This is a genomic window from Rubrivivax sp. JA1026 (assembly GCF_011065555.1).
In the GTDB taxonomy this organism is placed as follows: domain Bacteria; phylum Pseudomonadota; class Gammaproteobacteria; order Burkholderiales; family Burkholderiaceae_C; genus Rubrivivax; species Rubrivivax benzoatilyticus.
This window is the reverse complement of the sequence record NZ_JAALCQ010000009.1, coordinates 172,874-186,086: the sequence shown is the minus strand read 5'-3', so window position 1 is coordinate 186,086 and position 13,213 is coordinate 172,874. Positions and strand designations below refer to the sequence as shown.

Below are 13,213 nucleotides of genomic sequence, written 5' to 3'. Positions count from 1 at the left end.
CTTTCTCGTTTGTGGAGCCGATAGAAGAATGACCGCCCAGCTGATCGACGGCGTCGCGCTGTCCCGAACCCTCCGTGCCGGCGTCGCCGAACGTGCCGCCGCCCTGCCCCGCCGCCCGGGCCTGGCCGTCATCCTCGTCGGCGAAGACCCGGCCAGCGCGGTCTACGTGCGCAACAAGATCAAGGCCTGCGGCGAGAGCGGCCTGCACTCGGTGTTCGAGAAGTACGACGCCGACCTCGCAGAGACCGCGCTGCTGGCACGCATCGCCGCGCTCAACGCCGACCCGGCGATCGACGGCATCCTGGTGCAGATGCCGCTGCCCAAACACATCGACCCGCAGAAGGTCATCGCCGCGATCGCGCCCGAGAAGGACGTCGACGGCTTCTCGGTGCTGTCGGCCGGCGAGCTGGCCAGCGGCCTGCCCGGCCTGCGCCCGTGCACGCCGTTCGGCTGCATGAAGCTGATCGAGAGCACCGGCCAGAGCCTGAAGGGCAAGCACGCGGTCGTCATCGGCCGCAGCAACACCGTCGGCAAGCCGATGGCGCTGCTGCTGCTGCAGGCCAACGCCACCGTCACCGTCTGCCACAGCGGCACCACCGACCTCGCCCACCACGTGCGCCAGGCCGACGTCGTCGTCGCCGCAGTCGGCCGGCGCAACACGGTCACCGCCGACATGGTCAAGCCCGGCGCGATCGTCATCGACGTCGGCATGAACCGCAACGACGAAGGCAAGCTCTGCGGCGACGTCGATTTCGCCGCCGTGCGCGAAGTCGCCGGCTGGATCACCCCGGTGCCCGGCGGCGTCGGCCCGATGACGATCACGATGCTGCTCGTCAACACGCTGCAGGCGGCCGAGACGGCCCAGGGCGCGGCGCGTTGAGCCCGCTGCTCGACTTCTCCGGCCTGCCGCGGTTCGCCGAGATCCGCGCCGAGCACGTCGTGCCGGCGGTCGACGCGCTGCTGGCCGAGGCCGACGCGGCGCTGGAAGCCGCCGTCTCCGACGCCGTGCCGGCCGAGTACGAGGCGTTGTCGCTCGCGCTGGACGTGCCGGTCGAGCGCCTGCGCCGAGCCTGGAGCGCGGTCGGCCATCTGCAGGCCGTCGCCGACACGCCCGAGCTGCGCGCCGCCTATGGCGAGGCGCTGCCCCGGGTCACCGACTTCCTGACCCGCCTGGGCGCCGACGAACGCCTGTACGCCAAGTACAAGGCGGTCGCAGCGCGGCCCGAGGCCGCGACACTGGCCCCGGCGCGCCGCAAGGCGCTGGCCGATGCGCTGCGCGACTTCGTGCTCGGCGGCGCCGAGCTGCGGGGCGCGGCGCGCGAACGTTTCGCCGCCATCCAGTCGCGCCTGGCCGAGCTGTGCCAGAGCTTCGGCGAACACGTGCTCGACGCCACCGACGGCTTCGCGCTCTACGTCGAGACGGCGGCGCTGGCCGGGGTTCCGGCCGACGTCGTCGAGGCCACACGCGCCGCGGCCGCCGCCGAAGGCCGCGACGGCCACAAGCTGACGCTGCACGAGCCGGTGCTGCGCCCGGTGCTGCAGTACGCGCACGACCGCACTGTGCGCGAGCAGCTGTTCCGCGCCGACGCCACGCGTGCCAGCGAGTTCGGCGCCGCCGAGCTCGACAACGGCCCGCTGATCGCCGAGATCGTCGCGCTGCGCCAGGAAGAAGCCGCGCTGCTCGGCCTGGCCAGCCATGCCGAGGTCTCGCTGGTGCCGAAGATGGCCGAGACGCCGGCGCAGGTGATGGACTTCATCCGCGACCTCGCGCAGCGCGCACGGCCTTTCGCGCAGGCCGACAAGCAGGAACTCGAAGACTTCGCCGCACGCGAGCTCGGCCTGTCGCCGCTGCAGCCCTGGGACCGGCGCTACGCCAGCGAACGCCTGAAGCAGTCGCGCTACGCCTTCTCCAACGCCGAGGTCCGCCAGTACTTCACCGAGCCGCGGGTGCTCGATGGCCTGTTCGATCTGGTGCGCACGCTGTTCGAGGTCGAGATCGTGCCCGCCGAGGCGCCGGTCTGGCACCCGGACGTGCGCTTCTGCGAGCTGCGCCGCGACCGCCGCACGATCGCCGGCGTCTACCTGGACCTCCACGCCCGGCCCGGCAAGCAGTCCGGCGCCTGGATGGACGACGCGCGCGGCCGCTGGCAGCGGCCCGACGGCGGCGGCCTGCAGTGGCCGCTGGCGCACCTGGTCTGCAACTTCGCGCCGCCGGTCGGCGACAAGCCGGCGCTGCTGTCGCACGACGACGTCGTCACGCTGTTCCACGAGTTTGGCCACGGTCTGCACCACATGCTGACCCAGGTCGACGAGCTGGCGGTGGCCGGCATCAGCGGCGTCGAATGGGACGCCGTCGAGCTGCCCAGCCAGTTCATGGAGAACTTCGCCTGGGAGTGGGAGGTGCTGTCGCGGCTGTCGGCGCACGTCGACACCGGCGAGGCGCTGCCGCGCGAGCTCTTCGAGCGCATGGTCGCGGCGAAGAACTTCCAGAGCGGGCTGATGATGCTGCGCCACGCGGAGTTCGGCCTGTTCGACATGCGGCTGCACGCCGAGCCGGGCGCCGAAGCGCGCGTGATGGCGCTGGTCGAGGAGGTGCGCGCCGAGATCGGCGGCTGGGCGATGCCCGACTGGCATCGCTTCCCGCACAGCTTCACGCACCTGTTCGACGGCGGCTACTCGGCGGGCTACTACAGCTACGCCTGGGCGGAGGTGCTGTCGGCCGACGCCTTCAGCGCCTTCGAGGAAGCCGGCGTCTTCGACCCGGCGACCGGGCGCCGTTTCCGCGAATGCGTGCTCGAGGCCGGCGGCAGCCGGCCGGCGCTGGAGAGCTTCGTCGCCTTCCGCGGGCGTGAACCCCGTCTCGATGCGCTGTTGCGCCACCAGGGCATGACGCTCCCCGGCGCCGCCGTCCTGCGCTAGATTGCCGCCATGCTCCGCACGCGCCAACTCGCCGCCGCCATCACGCTCGCCGCGACCTGCCTGCCGGCCTGGTCGCTGTACAAGGTGATCGGGCCCGACGGCAGCGTGACCTACACCGACCGGCCGCCGGTCGCATCCAACGCGCGCATCACCAGCATCGGCCGCCACGGCGAGTCGACGCCGCTGGGCGATGCCTCGCTGCCGCTGGAGCTGCGCCAGGCCAGCGCGCGTTACCCGGTCGTGCTCTATGCCGCGGCCGAATGCCCGCCCTGCGACAGCGCACGCACGCTGCTGCAGCAGCGCGGCGTGCCCTATCGCGAGCGCGCCGTGGCCAGCGACGACGACACGCTGGCGCTCGAACGCCTGACCGGCGCGCGCACCGTGCCGGCGCTGACGGTCGGCCAGCAGGTGCTGCGCGGCCTGTCGCCCGCCGACTGGAACGCCTACCTCGACGCGGCCGGTTATCCGCGCGAGTCCAAGCTGCCCAGGAGCTGGCAGCCACCCGCGGTGACGCCGCTGGCCGAGGGCCGGGCGTCCCCGCCGCCGGCCGCAGCCGAGCCCGCGCAGGTGCCGCCCCCAGCACCGCCCGCCGCCGGGGCTGGCGACGACGCCGGCATCCGCTTCTAGCCGCCCGGCCGCCGCGCCATCCACGAGCCGGCGCCGACCGCGCCGCCGACGGCCCAGAACAGCACCGCCGCGCCGACCACCGTGCCGGCGGCGCCGAAGACCAGCGGCATCACCGTGCTCGACGCGTTGATCGCCATCGAGCGGAAGGCCAGCGCCTCGCCGTGGCGGTGCGCCGGCGTCAGCTGGTGCAGCGTCGACATGATCATCGGCTGCACCGCGCCCAGCGTCACGCCCAGCAGCACCGCGCAGCCGCCCATCGCCCATGGCGACGAGGCCAGCGGATAGGCCGCGAAGACGATGCCGGTGCCCAGCATCGCGGCGCGCACGACGGTGGTCTCGTCGAGCCGGTGGGCGATCCACGGGATCAGCACGCGCACCGCCGTCACCGACAGCGTGAAGGTGCCCAGCACCAGCCCGATCGTCGAGGCGCTGTAGCCGCGCTCGTGGCCGAGGATGGGCACGGCGAAGCTGTGCACGTCCCAGCACATCGACAGCAGCCAGTTGACCAGCAGCAGCCGCTTCAGACCCGGCGCATCGAGCAGGTCCCACGACGTTCCATGCCGTGGGGCCTGCGCAGCGGGCACCACACGCTCGACCCGCCGCGCACTGAACAGCGTCACCAGAGGCAGCAGCAGCATCAGCGCGTAGCCGGCGGCGAAACCCGCCAAGTCGATCGCGAAGCCGATCGCCACCGGGCCGACGACATTCGAGAACGACGGCGCGATGCCCAGCCAGCTGAAGATGCGCACGCGCTGCGGCCCGTCGTGCGCAGCCAGCCCGGCGGTGCGCTGGATCGTCAGCATGCCCATGTTGGCGCCGGCGCCGGCCAGCATCGCCGCCAGGCACAACAGCCCGAAGCCGGCCCTGCCGCCGGCGAAGTCGGCGGCCAGCGCCAGCAGCAGCGCCGCCGTCACCAGGCCGATGGCGATGTGCACCGGCCGGTGGTAGCCGTGGCGGTCGGCCAGGCGCCCGGAGTGCAGCGCCAGCACCACCGGCGCGGCGGCGAACAGCGCCAGCAGCAGGCCCACAGCCCAGGGGCTGTAGCCCTCGCGCAGCGCCTGCAGCGGCGCGGCCATGCGCAGGCCCGCCATCGCCGCGTGCAGGCCCACCTGGCCGGCGATCAGCGCCGCCAGCCAGCCCCGGCCGTGCGCCGGCGCGGCAGCCGTCTCAGCCATCGCGGCCGTCGCCGGGCAGCAGCTCGACCGCACGCTCCTCGGGCAGGGCCTCGACGCCCTTCAGCTGGCGCGCCATCTGGCGCGTGCGCACCTCGGCCTGGTCGATCGCGCCGTGCGCTTCCTCGAGCTTCTTCTTGGTCTTGGCGAGCACGTCGCCGAACTTGCCGAACTCGGTCTTCACCGCGCCCAGCACCTCCCAGACCTCGGCCGAGCGGCGCTCCAGCGCCAGCGTGCGGAAACCCATCTGCAGGCTGTTGAGCGTCGCCAGCAGCGTCGTCGGCCCGGCCAGCATCACACGCTGCTCGCGCTGCAGCGCGTCGACCAGCCCGGGGCGGCGCAGCGCCTCGGCGTACAGGCCTTCGGTGGGCACGAACAGGATCGCGAAATCGGTGGTGTGCGGCGGCGCGACGTACTTCTGGCGGATCGTTCGCGCCTCGGCACGCAGGCGCTGCTCGATGGCCCGCGCCGCGGTCTCGACGCCGGCGGCGTCGGCGCGTTCGTGGGCGTCGAGCAGGCGCTCGTAGTCCTCGCGCGGGAACTTGGCATCGATCGGCAGCCACAGCGGTGCGCCGTCCTTCTGGCCCGGCAGGCGGATCGCGAACTCGACACGCTCGTTGCTGCCCGGCACGGTGGCGACGTTGGCCGCGTACTGCTCGGCGGTGAACACCTGCTCCAGCAGCGCTGCGAGCTGCACCTCGCCGAAGACGCCGCGGGTCTTGACGTTGTTCAGCACCCGGCTCAGCGCGCCGACGTCGCGCGCCAGCGTCTGCATCTCGCCCAGGCCGCGGTGCACCTGCTCCAGGCGCTCGGCGACCTGGCGGAAGCTCTCGCCCAGGCGCTGCTCCAGCGTCGATTGCAGCTTCTCGTCGACGGTCACGCGCATCTGCTCGAGCTTGCGCTCGTTGCCCTCCTGCAGCGCGCCCAGGCGGCGTTCGTTGGCGTCCGACAGCGATTGCAGCCGCTCGGCCAGCGTCTCGCCGAAACGCCGCATCGAGGCCTCGGCCTGCACCTGCGACGCGGCGAGCTGGCGGCGGATCGCATCGATCTGCTCGTTCTGCGTGCGCTGGTTCTCGCCGCCATGGGCCAGCAGCGAACGCTGCAGCGTCGCCAGGTCGGCGCGCAGCGTCGTCGTCGTGCGCGCCAGTTCGTCGCGCAGTTCGGTTTCCAGTCGGCGCTCGGCGCCGTCGTCGGGACGGCGCAGCGCGATCCAGGCCAGCAGCAGCAGGTTCAGCGCCAGCAGCGCCGGAACGGTCCAGTCGGGCATCACACGATTGTCTCAGGCCCGGCCCGGCGCTGGCGGTGCCAACGGAAGCGGGATTCATGCCCGCGATCCGTGAGGGTTCTCACGAAGGCCGGAGGGTGGTCGGTACAGTGGGCGGCCTTGTCCACCACCACGGGCGCGCCGGCGCCCGTTCTGCTGCCCTGATGCGAACCCTGCGCCTACAGCTTCGCTTCCTGCTCCCGCTGGTCGCGACGCTGGTGGCAGCCGCCTACCTGGCCCTGCCGCTGATGGACAAGCTGACGCTGCGCTGGTTCGCGCGCGACCTGACGACCCGCGGCAACCTCGTCGCCAACACGCTGTCCGACTCGATCGTCGAGTCGCTGTCCGACGGCCGGCGCAGCAACCGCCTGCGCAGCCTGTTCAACCGCGCCGTCCAGGACGAACGCATGGTCGCCATCGGCCTGTGCGAACCAGGCGACCGGCTGGCGGTGGCCAGCTACGGCTTCCCGCCCGACCTGTCCTGCGCCCAGGTGCGCGAGGCCGCGTCGCGCCCCGACCCCGAGCTGTCGATCGCCGGCGGCACCGTGCATGCCGGCATCTATCCGGTGCAGGGCGAGACCGGCCAGGTCGGCGAGCTGGTGCTGCTGCAGGACATGAGCTTCATCGAGCGCCGCAGCCAGGACACGCGGCGCTACCTGCTGATCCTGATCATCGCGCTGGGCGTGACGATCTCGCTGATCACGATGGTCGTCGCCCAGGTCAGCTGGCGCGGCTGGATGCGCGGCGCACGCGCGCTGCTGCGCGGCGAAGGCATCGTTCGGCCGCTGGTCGACGAGCCCTCGCCCGAACTCGAGCCGCTGGCGCTGGAGCTGCGCTCACGGCTGCGCGACCTGGAAGACGAGTACCGGCGCTCGCTGGGGCTGGAGTCGGAGTGGAACGCCGAACGCCTGCGCCTGCTGCTGCGCACGCAGCTGCGTGGCGACGAGGTCATCGTCGTCTCCAACCGCGAGCCCTACCTGCACCAGCGCAACGAAGACGGCAGCATCGTCGTCAAGCGCCCGGCCAGCGGCCTGGTGACGGCGGTGGAGCCGGTGATGCGCGCCTGCTCGGGCACCTGGATCGCGCACGGCAGCGGCAGCGCCGACCGCGAGGTCGTCGACGCGAACGATCGCATCCGCGTGCCGCCGGGCCACGAGGACTACACGCTGCGCCGCCTCTGGCTCACCGAGGAAGAGGAAGCCGGCTACTACTTCGGCTTCGCCAACGAAGGCCTGTGGCCGCTGTGCCACGTGGCCCACGTGCGCCCGGTGTTCCGCGAGTCTGACTGGCAGCGTTACCGCGAGGTCAACCAGCGTTTCGCCGACGCGGTGGTCGCCGAGGCGCGCAGCGAAGACCCGATCGTGCTGGTGCAGGACTACCACTTCGCGCTGCTGCCGGCGATGGTGCGCGCCAAGCTGCCGCGCGCGACCATCCTCACCTTCTGGCACATCCCCTGGCCCAACCCCGAGAGCTTCGGCATCTGCCCGTGGCGGCGCGAGCTGCTCGAAGGCATGCTGGGCAGCACGATCCTGGGCTTCCACACGCGCTACCACTGCAAGAACTTCATCGAGACGGTGGACCGCTACCTCGAGGCGCGCATCGAGCACGAGCACTCGGTCGTCTCCTACCGCGACGACGAGACCTTCATCGAGAGCTACCCGATCTCGATCGAATGGCCCGACGACGAGACGGTGGCGCGCCGGCCTTCGGTCGACGAGTGCCGCCAGGCCGTACGCCGCCGCCTGGGCCTGCCCGAGGACCAGCTGATCGCCTGCGGCGTCGACCGCTTCGACTACACCAAGGGCATCGTCGAGCGTCTGCACGCCGTCGAGCGCCTGCTGGAGAAGTACCCGCGCTGGATCGACCGCTTCAGCTTCGTGCAGGTGGCCGCGCCGACGCGCAGCTCGCTGCCCGAGTACCGCGTCTTCCAGGACCGGATCAAGGAGATCACCGAGCGCATCAACACGCGTTTCGGCAACGAACACTGGCAGCCGGTGCGGCTGCTGGCCGAGCACCACGACAGCGACGCCGTCAACGAGCTCTACCGCGCCAGCGAGGTCTGCGTCGTCACCAGCCTGCACGACGGCATGAACCTCGTCTGCAAGGAGTACTGCGCGGCGCGCGACGACGAAGCCGGCGTGCTGATCCTGAGCCGCTTCGCCGGCGCCGCGCGCGAGCTCAACGAGGCCTTGATCGTGAACCCGTACCACGTCGAGGAAACCGCCGACGCCCTGCACCGCGCGCTGACGATGCCGCGCGCCGAGCAGCGCGAGCGCATGGCCAGCCTGCGCATGACGATCCGCGAGGCCAACGTCTTCCGCTGGGCCGGCCTGATGCTGGCCGACGCCGGGCGTTCGCGCCTGCGCGAACGCATCGAGGCGCGTGTCGAGCGCTACCGCCACCGCAGCAGCCGATGAACACACCCAGACGCCATCTCTTCTCGCCCGAAGGCCACGCCGCCTTCGACGCCCTGTGCCGCCGCGACCCGCTGCTGGCCTTCGACTTCGACGGCACGCTGGCACCCATCGTCGCTCGCCCCGAGGACGCGCGCATCTCGGCGGCGCTGTCACGCCGGCTGGCGCAGCTGGCGGCACGCCGGCCGCTGGCCATCGTCACCGGCCGTGCCGTCGACGACGTGCGCCCGCGGCTGGGTTTCGAGCCCGGCTGGATCGTCGGCAACCATGGCGCCGAGAACACGATCGAACCCGCGTCGGCCGAGACGCTGCAGGCGCTGGACACGCTGCGCCAGCGACTGGCCGACGCCGAGCCGGCGCTCGCCGCCGCCGGCGTGCGCATCGAGGACAAGCAGCATTCGTTCGCCCTGCACTACCGCCTGGCGCGCGACCGCGACGCGGCGCTCGCCGAGATCGACGCCCGGCTCGGCACGCTGGACACCGGCCTGCGGCGCTTCGGCGGCAAGTGCGTCGTCAACGTCGTCGGCGCCGACGCGCCGGACAAGGCCGACGCCGTCTTCTCGCTGGTGGCCGCGGCGGGCTGTGACAGCGCGCTCTTCGTCGGCGACGACCTCAACGACGAGGTCGTCTTCGAACGTGCGCCGCTGCACTGGCTGACCTTGCGCGTCGGACGCGAGCCGACCTCGCAGGCACGGTTTTTCCTCGACAGCCAGTCCGAGGTCGCGCAGCTGCTCGAGCAGCTGCTGGCGCAGCTGCCCGAACGGCGCTGATCAGCGCGGCGCCAGCACCTGCGGGTTGACCGGCGTCGGCGGCGTGCCGCCGGTCAGCGCGGCGATCAGGTTGTCGGCCGCCAGATCGGCCATCGCGCGGCGCGTGGCCACCGTCGCGCTGGCGATGTGCGGCGTCAGCACGACGTTGGGCAGGTCCAGGAAACCCGGGTCGAAAGCCGGCTCGCCTTCGAAGACGTCCAGCGCCGCGGCGGCGATGCGGCGCTCGCGCAGCGCCTCGATCAGCGCCCGGTCGTCGACGATGCCGCCGCGCGCGACGTTGGTCAGCGTCGCCGTCGGTTTCATCGCCGCCAGCTCCGCCCCGCCGATGGCGTGGTGGCTCTCCGGGCTGTACGGCAGGACCAGCACCAGGTGGTCGGCTTCGGCCAGCAGCGTCGCCTTGTCGACCCAGCGCGCGCCGATCGGCGCTTCCTGCTCGGCCGGCAGGCGGCTGCGGTTGTGATAGATGACCTTCATGCCGAAGCCCAGCGCGCCGCGGCGCGCGATGGCCTGGCCGATGCGGCCCATGCCGAGGATGCCCAGCGTCGCGCCGTGCACGTCGCTGCCGGTGAGCGTGTCGTAGCGCCAGCGTTTCCACTGGCCGGCCCGCAGGAAGCGCTCGGACTCGCTCATGCGGCGCGCGGCGGCGAGCATCAGGCCGAAACCGAAGTCGGCCGTCGTCTCGGTCAGCACGTCGGGCGTGTTGGTCGCCAGCACGCCGCGCGCGTTGAAGGCGGCGATGTCGAGGTTGTTGTAGCCGACCGCCATGTTGGCGACGACCCGCAGCTGCGGGCAGGCGTCGAGCAGCGCGGCGTCGACCTGCACGCTGCCGGTGGCGAACAGGCCGGACTTGCCGGCCAGACGGGCGAGCAGCTCCTCGCGGCTCCAGGGCGTGTCGTCGGGGTTGGCTTCGACGTCGAAATGCTGGCTCAGGCGCTCGACGACTTCGGGGAACACGGCTCGGGCGACGAGCACGGCGGGACGGGACATTCAGGACTCCAGGAAACGCGCGAAACCCGCGACGGGTTCGCGCTCGGTGACGAGGGCATTCTCCGGCGCCTCGGGGTCGGCGTATCCGAGCGCCATGCCGCAGACGAGCATCTCGTCGGCAGGCAGGGCCAGCTCGTCGGCGACGATGCGGTGGAACTGAGTAAACGCAGCCTGCGGGCAGGTGTCCAGCCCGCGCGCGCGGGCGGCGACCATCACGTTCTGCAGAAACATGCCGTAGTCCAGCCAGCTGCCCTGGCCGAGCACGCGGCCGATCGTGAAGATCAGGCCCACCGGCGCGTCGAAGAAGGCGTAGTTGCGACCGTGCTGCTCGTGCATGCGCTGCTTGTCGGTCTTGGCGATGCCCAGCAGCCCGTAGAGGTCCCAGCCGACCTTGCGCCGGCGCTCGATGTAGGGCGAGACCCATTCGGCCGGGTAATAGGCGTACTCCTCGGCGTGGCGCGCCCGTTCGGCCGGGTCGTCGTAGGCGGCGCGGATGCGCGCCGACAGCCGCGCCTTGGCGGCGCCGGTCAGCACCGTGACCTTCCAGGGCTGCACGTTGGTGCCCGAAGGCGCGCGCGAGGCGACTTCGAGGATGCGTTCGACGGTCTCGCGCGGCACCGGGTCGGGGCGGAAGGCGCGGATCGAGCGGCGCGAGGTGATCGCGGCGTCGACCGCGGCGATGGAGTCGGGCGTCGGTGTCATGCGGGAACGACGAGCGGTTGCAGGGCGGCGAGCAGCGTCGGCGGCAGCGCGACCGGGCGCCGTGTGGCCCGGTCGACGTAGACGTGCACGAAGTGGCCGGCGGCGGCCGTCGTCGGCTCGCCTTCGGCGAACAGGCCGACCTCGTAGCGCACGCTGGAGCGGCCCAGGTGCGCGACACGCAGCCCGGCGTCGACGCGCTGCGGGAAGGCCAGCGGCGCGAAGTAGTGGCACTGCGTCTCGACGACCAGGCCGATGACCTCGCCGGCGTGCATGTCCAGCGCGCCGGCGTCGATCAGCCAGCGGTTCACCGCGGTGTCGAAGAAGCTGTAGTAGACGACGTTGTTGACGTGGCCGTAGACGTCGTTGTCCATCCAGCGAGTCGTGATCGAGTCGAAACGCGGGTAGTGGCTGCGCGGCAGCGGCTGCGGGCGGTGGCTCATGCGGGCGATTCTCCGGTCCAGGCGCGCTGCGCCGCCAAGGCGTTTTCCAGCGTGCGGCGCTGGATTTCGACGGTGACGGCGATGTCGCGGCCGTAGCCGCCGGCCATCGTCACGGCGACCGGCACGTGGCGTTCGGCGAGCGCCGTGAAAACGCGCCGGTCGCGTTCGGCCAGGCCTTCGGCGCTCAGCTTCAGCCGGCCCAGTCGGTCGCCCTCGTGCGGGTCGGCGCCGGCCAGATAGAACGCCAGCCCGGGCGGCGTGCGCAGCCGGCGCCAGGCTTCGGACAAGGCGGCGTCCAGCGCCGCCAGGTACTCGGCGTCGGCGCAGCCGTCGGGCAGCTCGACGTCCAGGTCGCTCGCTTCCTTGCGGAACGGGAAGTTCTTCGCGCCGTGCAGCGACAGCGTGAAGACGCTGGCGTCGTCGCGGAAGATCGAGGCCGTGCCGTTGCCCTGATGCACGTCGAGGTCGACGACCAGCACCTGCAGCCCGGCGCGGTGCACGCGGTGCCACTCGGCCTGCATCAGCCGCGCCGCCACCGCGACGTCGTTGAAGACGCAATAACCCGAGCCTTTGTCGGCATAGGCGTGGTGCGTGCCGCCGGCCAGGTTGGCGGCGACACCGTCGCCGTCGAACAGCGCGGCGCGCGCCGCGGCGATCGTCGCGCCGACCGAATGCCGGGCACGTTCGGCCATCGCCTCGCTCCACGGGAAGCCGATCTCGCGCTGCTGCGCGGCGCTGGTCGTGCCGTGCGCCACGGCGTCGATCCAGGCGGGCTCGTGCGCCAGCGCCAGTTCGCCGTCGCTGGCCGCGGGTGCCGGCTCGACGCGGATCGCCGGCAGCGTCGCCGCCACCGCCTCGCGCAGCAGGCGGTACTTGTGCATCGGGAACGGGTGGCCGGCCGGCAGCGGCAGCACGAAGCGGTCCGAGTGGAAGGCGCGCATCGCGGTCGATTCTAGGAACGGCTCCCTAGAATGTTGCGGTGCAGCAAAAAACGCTTGCGGCAGCGGGAGCGATCTCTATACTTCGGCTCATGCTGCAGTGCAGCAATTCTGTCACCCACACACGGAGATCGACATGACCTACACCCCGGAACAATGGCTTGCCGCGCAGAAGGCCCAGGTCGAGACCCTGTTCGGCCTGACCCAGACCGCCTTCGAAGGCGTCGAGAAGCTCGTCGAGCTGAACCTGCAGGTCACCAAGACCTCGCTGAGCGAACTGGCCGAGACGACCAAGGCCGCGCTATCGGTCAAGGACCCGCAGGAACTGCTGACGCTGCAGGCCGGCCTGCTGCAACCGAGCGCCGAGAAGGCCGCCGCCTACAGCCGCCACCTGTACGACATCCTGGCCGGCACCAACGCCGAGTTCACCAAGGTCGCCGAGTCCACGCTGGCCGACGCCCAGAAGACCACGCTGTCGCTGGTCGACACCGCGGTGAAGAACGCCCCGGCCGGCACCGAAAGCGCCGCCGCGCTGGTTCGTTCCGCCGTCTCGGCCGCCAACAACGCGTTCGAGAGCGTGCAGAAGGCCGCCAAGCAGGCCGCCGAAGTGGCCGAGGCCAACTTCCAGGCCGTCACGAACACCGCCGTCAAGGCCACGCAGACCACGGGCCGCGCCAAGCGCACCGCCGCCTGACCTTGAAATCCAGCGGGGCGCACCGCATCTGAGTGTTGTCGGGGCACTCCCCGGCTCTCTCTGGAAGGTTGTCTCCTCGGCATCCGCGCATCCGCAACGATGTCTTCAGCCCGGCCCCGTGCCGGGCTCTTTGTTTTCAAGCGCCGCCCGTACGGCTTACCATCGGCCCATGTCGTCCCGTCTCGCCTTCACCGTTCACGCCCTCGCGGCGGGCGTGGTGCTGCGCGCGTGGCGCCAGCCGGTCGCGGCCGCACTCTCCTGAGCCCGGCGACCGCCTCCCCCCGAA

General features: G+C 71.8%; 12 protein-coding genes. 6 read left to right on the top strand and 6 right to left on the bottom strand.

Annotated elements, in window-relative coordinates; genetic code table 11:
* The first annotated feature begins 28 nt into the window (after positions 1-28).
* Genes folD through G5B56_RS15785 form a run of 3 tightly spaced genes read left to right on the top strand, consistent with a single transcriptional unit; the run spans position 29 to position 3,546 of the window.
* Positions 29-880, top strand: a complete 852-nt coding sequence (folD, locus tag G5B56_RS15795) for a bifunctional methylenetetrahydrofolate dehydrogenase/methenyltetrahydrofolate cyclohydrolase FolD (protein ID WP_164963849.1) — start codon at positions 29-31, stop codon at positions 878-880.
* On the top strand, positions 877-2,919 hold the full coding sequence (locus G5B56_RS15790; protein WP_164963848.1) for a M3 family metallopeptidase: 2,043 nt from the start codon (positions 877-879) through the stop codon (positions 2,917-2,919). Before folD ends, G5B56_RS15790 begins: the two co-directional genes overlap by 4 nt.
* A gap of 9 nt (positions 2,920-2,928) precedes the next feature.
* Complete coding sequence (locus G5B56_RS15785; RefSeq protein ID WP_164963847.1) at positions 2,929-3,546, top strand: glutaredoxin family protein; 618 nt, start codon at positions 2,929-2,931, stop codon at positions 3,544-3,546.
* On the opposite strand, the gene G5B56_RS15780 is transcribed toward G5B56_RS15785, so the two are convergent.
* Positions 3,543-4,721, bottom strand: a complete 1,179-nt coding sequence (locus tag G5B56_RS15780; protein ID WP_164963846.1) for an MFS transporter — start codon at positions 4,719-4,721, stop codon at positions 3,543-3,545. The genes G5B56_RS15785 and G5B56_RS15780 overlap by 4 nt on opposite strands.
* Entirely contained in the window at positions 4,714-5,985 is a 1,272-nt protein-coding gene (locus G5B56_RS15775) for a DNA recombination protein RmuC (RefSeq protein WP_009858687.1), read from the bottom strand. The genes G5B56_RS15780 and G5B56_RS15775 overlap by 8 nt, the downstream gene beginning before the upstream one ends.
* Positions 5,986-6,146: 161 nt before the next feature.
* On the opposite strand from G5B56_RS15775, the gene G5B56_RS15770 reads away from it, so the two are divergent.
* Both G5B56_RS15770 and otsB read left to right on the top strand, forming a co-directional pair.
* On the top strand, positions 6,147-8,399 hold the full coding sequence (locus tag G5B56_RS15770) for a trehalose-6-phosphate synthase (protein ID WP_164963845.1): 2,253 nt from the start codon (positions 6,147-6,149) through the stop codon (positions 8,397-8,399).
* Positions 8,396-9,166 carry a trehalose-phosphatase gene (otsB, locus tag G5B56_RS15765; protein WP_009858685.1) on the top strand — a complete coding sequence of 257 codons (771 nt, stop codon included), beginning with the start codon at positions 8,396-8,398 and terminating at the stop codon, positions 9,164-9,166. Before G5B56_RS15770 ends, otsB begins: the two co-directional genes overlap by 4 nt.
* On the opposite strand, the gene G5B56_RS15760 is transcribed toward otsB, so the two are convergent.
* Genes G5B56_RS15760 through G5B56_RS15745 form a run of 4 tightly spaced genes read right to left on the bottom strand, consistent with a single transcriptional unit; the run spans position 9,167 to position 12,236 of the window.
* On the bottom strand, positions 9,167-10,153 hold the full coding sequence (locus tag G5B56_RS15760; RefSeq protein ID WP_164963844.1) for a D-glycerate dehydrogenase: 987 nt from the start codon (positions 10,151-10,153) through the stop codon (positions 9,167-9,169).
* Entirely contained in the window at positions 10,154-10,855 is a 702-nt protein-coding gene (locus G5B56_RS15755) for a nitroreductase (RefSeq protein WP_009858683.1), read from the bottom strand.
* Positions 10,852-11,295, bottom strand: a complete 444-nt coding sequence (locus tag G5B56_RS15750) for a thioesterase family protein (protein ID WP_164963843.1) — start codon at positions 11,293-11,295, stop codon at positions 10,852-10,854. The genes G5B56_RS15755 and G5B56_RS15750 overlap by 4 nt, the downstream gene beginning before the upstream one ends.
* The gene (locus G5B56_RS15745) at positions 11,292-12,236 is read right to left on the bottom strand and encodes a histone deacetylase (protein WP_164963842.1); all 945 of its coding nucleotides are present in this window, start codon (positions 12,234-12,236) and stop codon (positions 11,292-11,294) included. Before G5B56_RS15745 ends, G5B56_RS15750 begins: the two co-directional genes overlap by 4 nt.
* Before the next feature lie 133 nt (positions 12,237-12,369).
* On the opposite strand from G5B56_RS15745, the gene G5B56_RS15740 reads away from it, so the two are divergent.
* Entirely contained in the window at positions 12,370-12,927 is a 558-nt protein-coding gene (locus tag G5B56_RS15740; RefSeq protein WP_009858680.1) for a phasin family protein, read from the top strand.
* The last annotated feature ends 286 nt before the right edge of the window (positions 12,928-13,213 follow it).

What these genes read in the sequence shown, in the direction of transcription:
- G5B56_RS15775 (WP_009858687.1), bottom strand. Translation starts at nt 5,985, where the DNA reads ATGCCCGACTGGACCGTTCCGGCGCTGCTGGCGCTGAACCTGCTGCTG.
- G5B56_RS15740 (WP_009858680.1), top strand. Translation starts at nt 12,370, where the DNA reads ATGACCTACACCCCGGAACAATGGCTTGCCGCGCAGAAGGCCCAGGTC.
- G5B56_RS15745 (WP_164963842.1), bottom strand. Translation starts at nt 12,236, where the DNA reads ATGCGCGCCTTCCACTCGGACCGCTTCGTGCTGCCGCTGCCGGCCGGC.
- G5B56_RS15770 (WP_164963845.1), top strand. Translation starts at nt 6,147, where the DNA reads ATGCGAACCCTGCGCCTACAGCTTCGCTTCCTGCTCCCGCTGGTCGCG.
- G5B56_RS15750 (WP_164963843.1), bottom strand. Translation starts at nt 11,295, where the DNA reads ATGAGCCACCGCCCGCAGCCGCTGCCGCGCAGCCACTACCCGCGTTTC.
- G5B56_RS15755 (WP_009858683.1), bottom strand. Translation starts at nt 10,855, where the DNA reads ATGACACCGACGCCCGACTCCATCGCCGCGGTCGACGCCGCGATCACC.
- G5B56_RS15785 (WP_164963847.1), top strand. Translation starts at nt 2,929, where the DNA reads ATGCTCCGCACGCGCCAACTCGCCGCCGCCATCACGCTCGCCGCGACC.
- otsB (WP_009858685.1), top strand. Translation starts at nt 8,396, where the DNA reads ATGAACACACCCAGACGCCATCTCTTCTCGCCCGAAGGCCACGCCGCC.
- G5B56_RS15780 (WP_164963846.1), bottom strand. Translation starts at nt 4,721, where the DNA reads ATGGCTGAGACGGCTGCCGCGCCGGCGCACGGCCGGGGCTGGCTGGCG.
- folD (WP_164963849.1), top strand. Translation starts at nt 29, where the DNA reads ATGACCGCCCAGCTGATCGACGGCGTCGCGCTGTCCCGAACCCTCCGT.
- G5B56_RS15760 (WP_164963844.1), bottom strand. Translation starts at nt 10,153, where the DNA reads ATGTCCCGTCCCGCCGTGCTCGTCGCCCGAGCCGTGTTCCCCGAAGTC.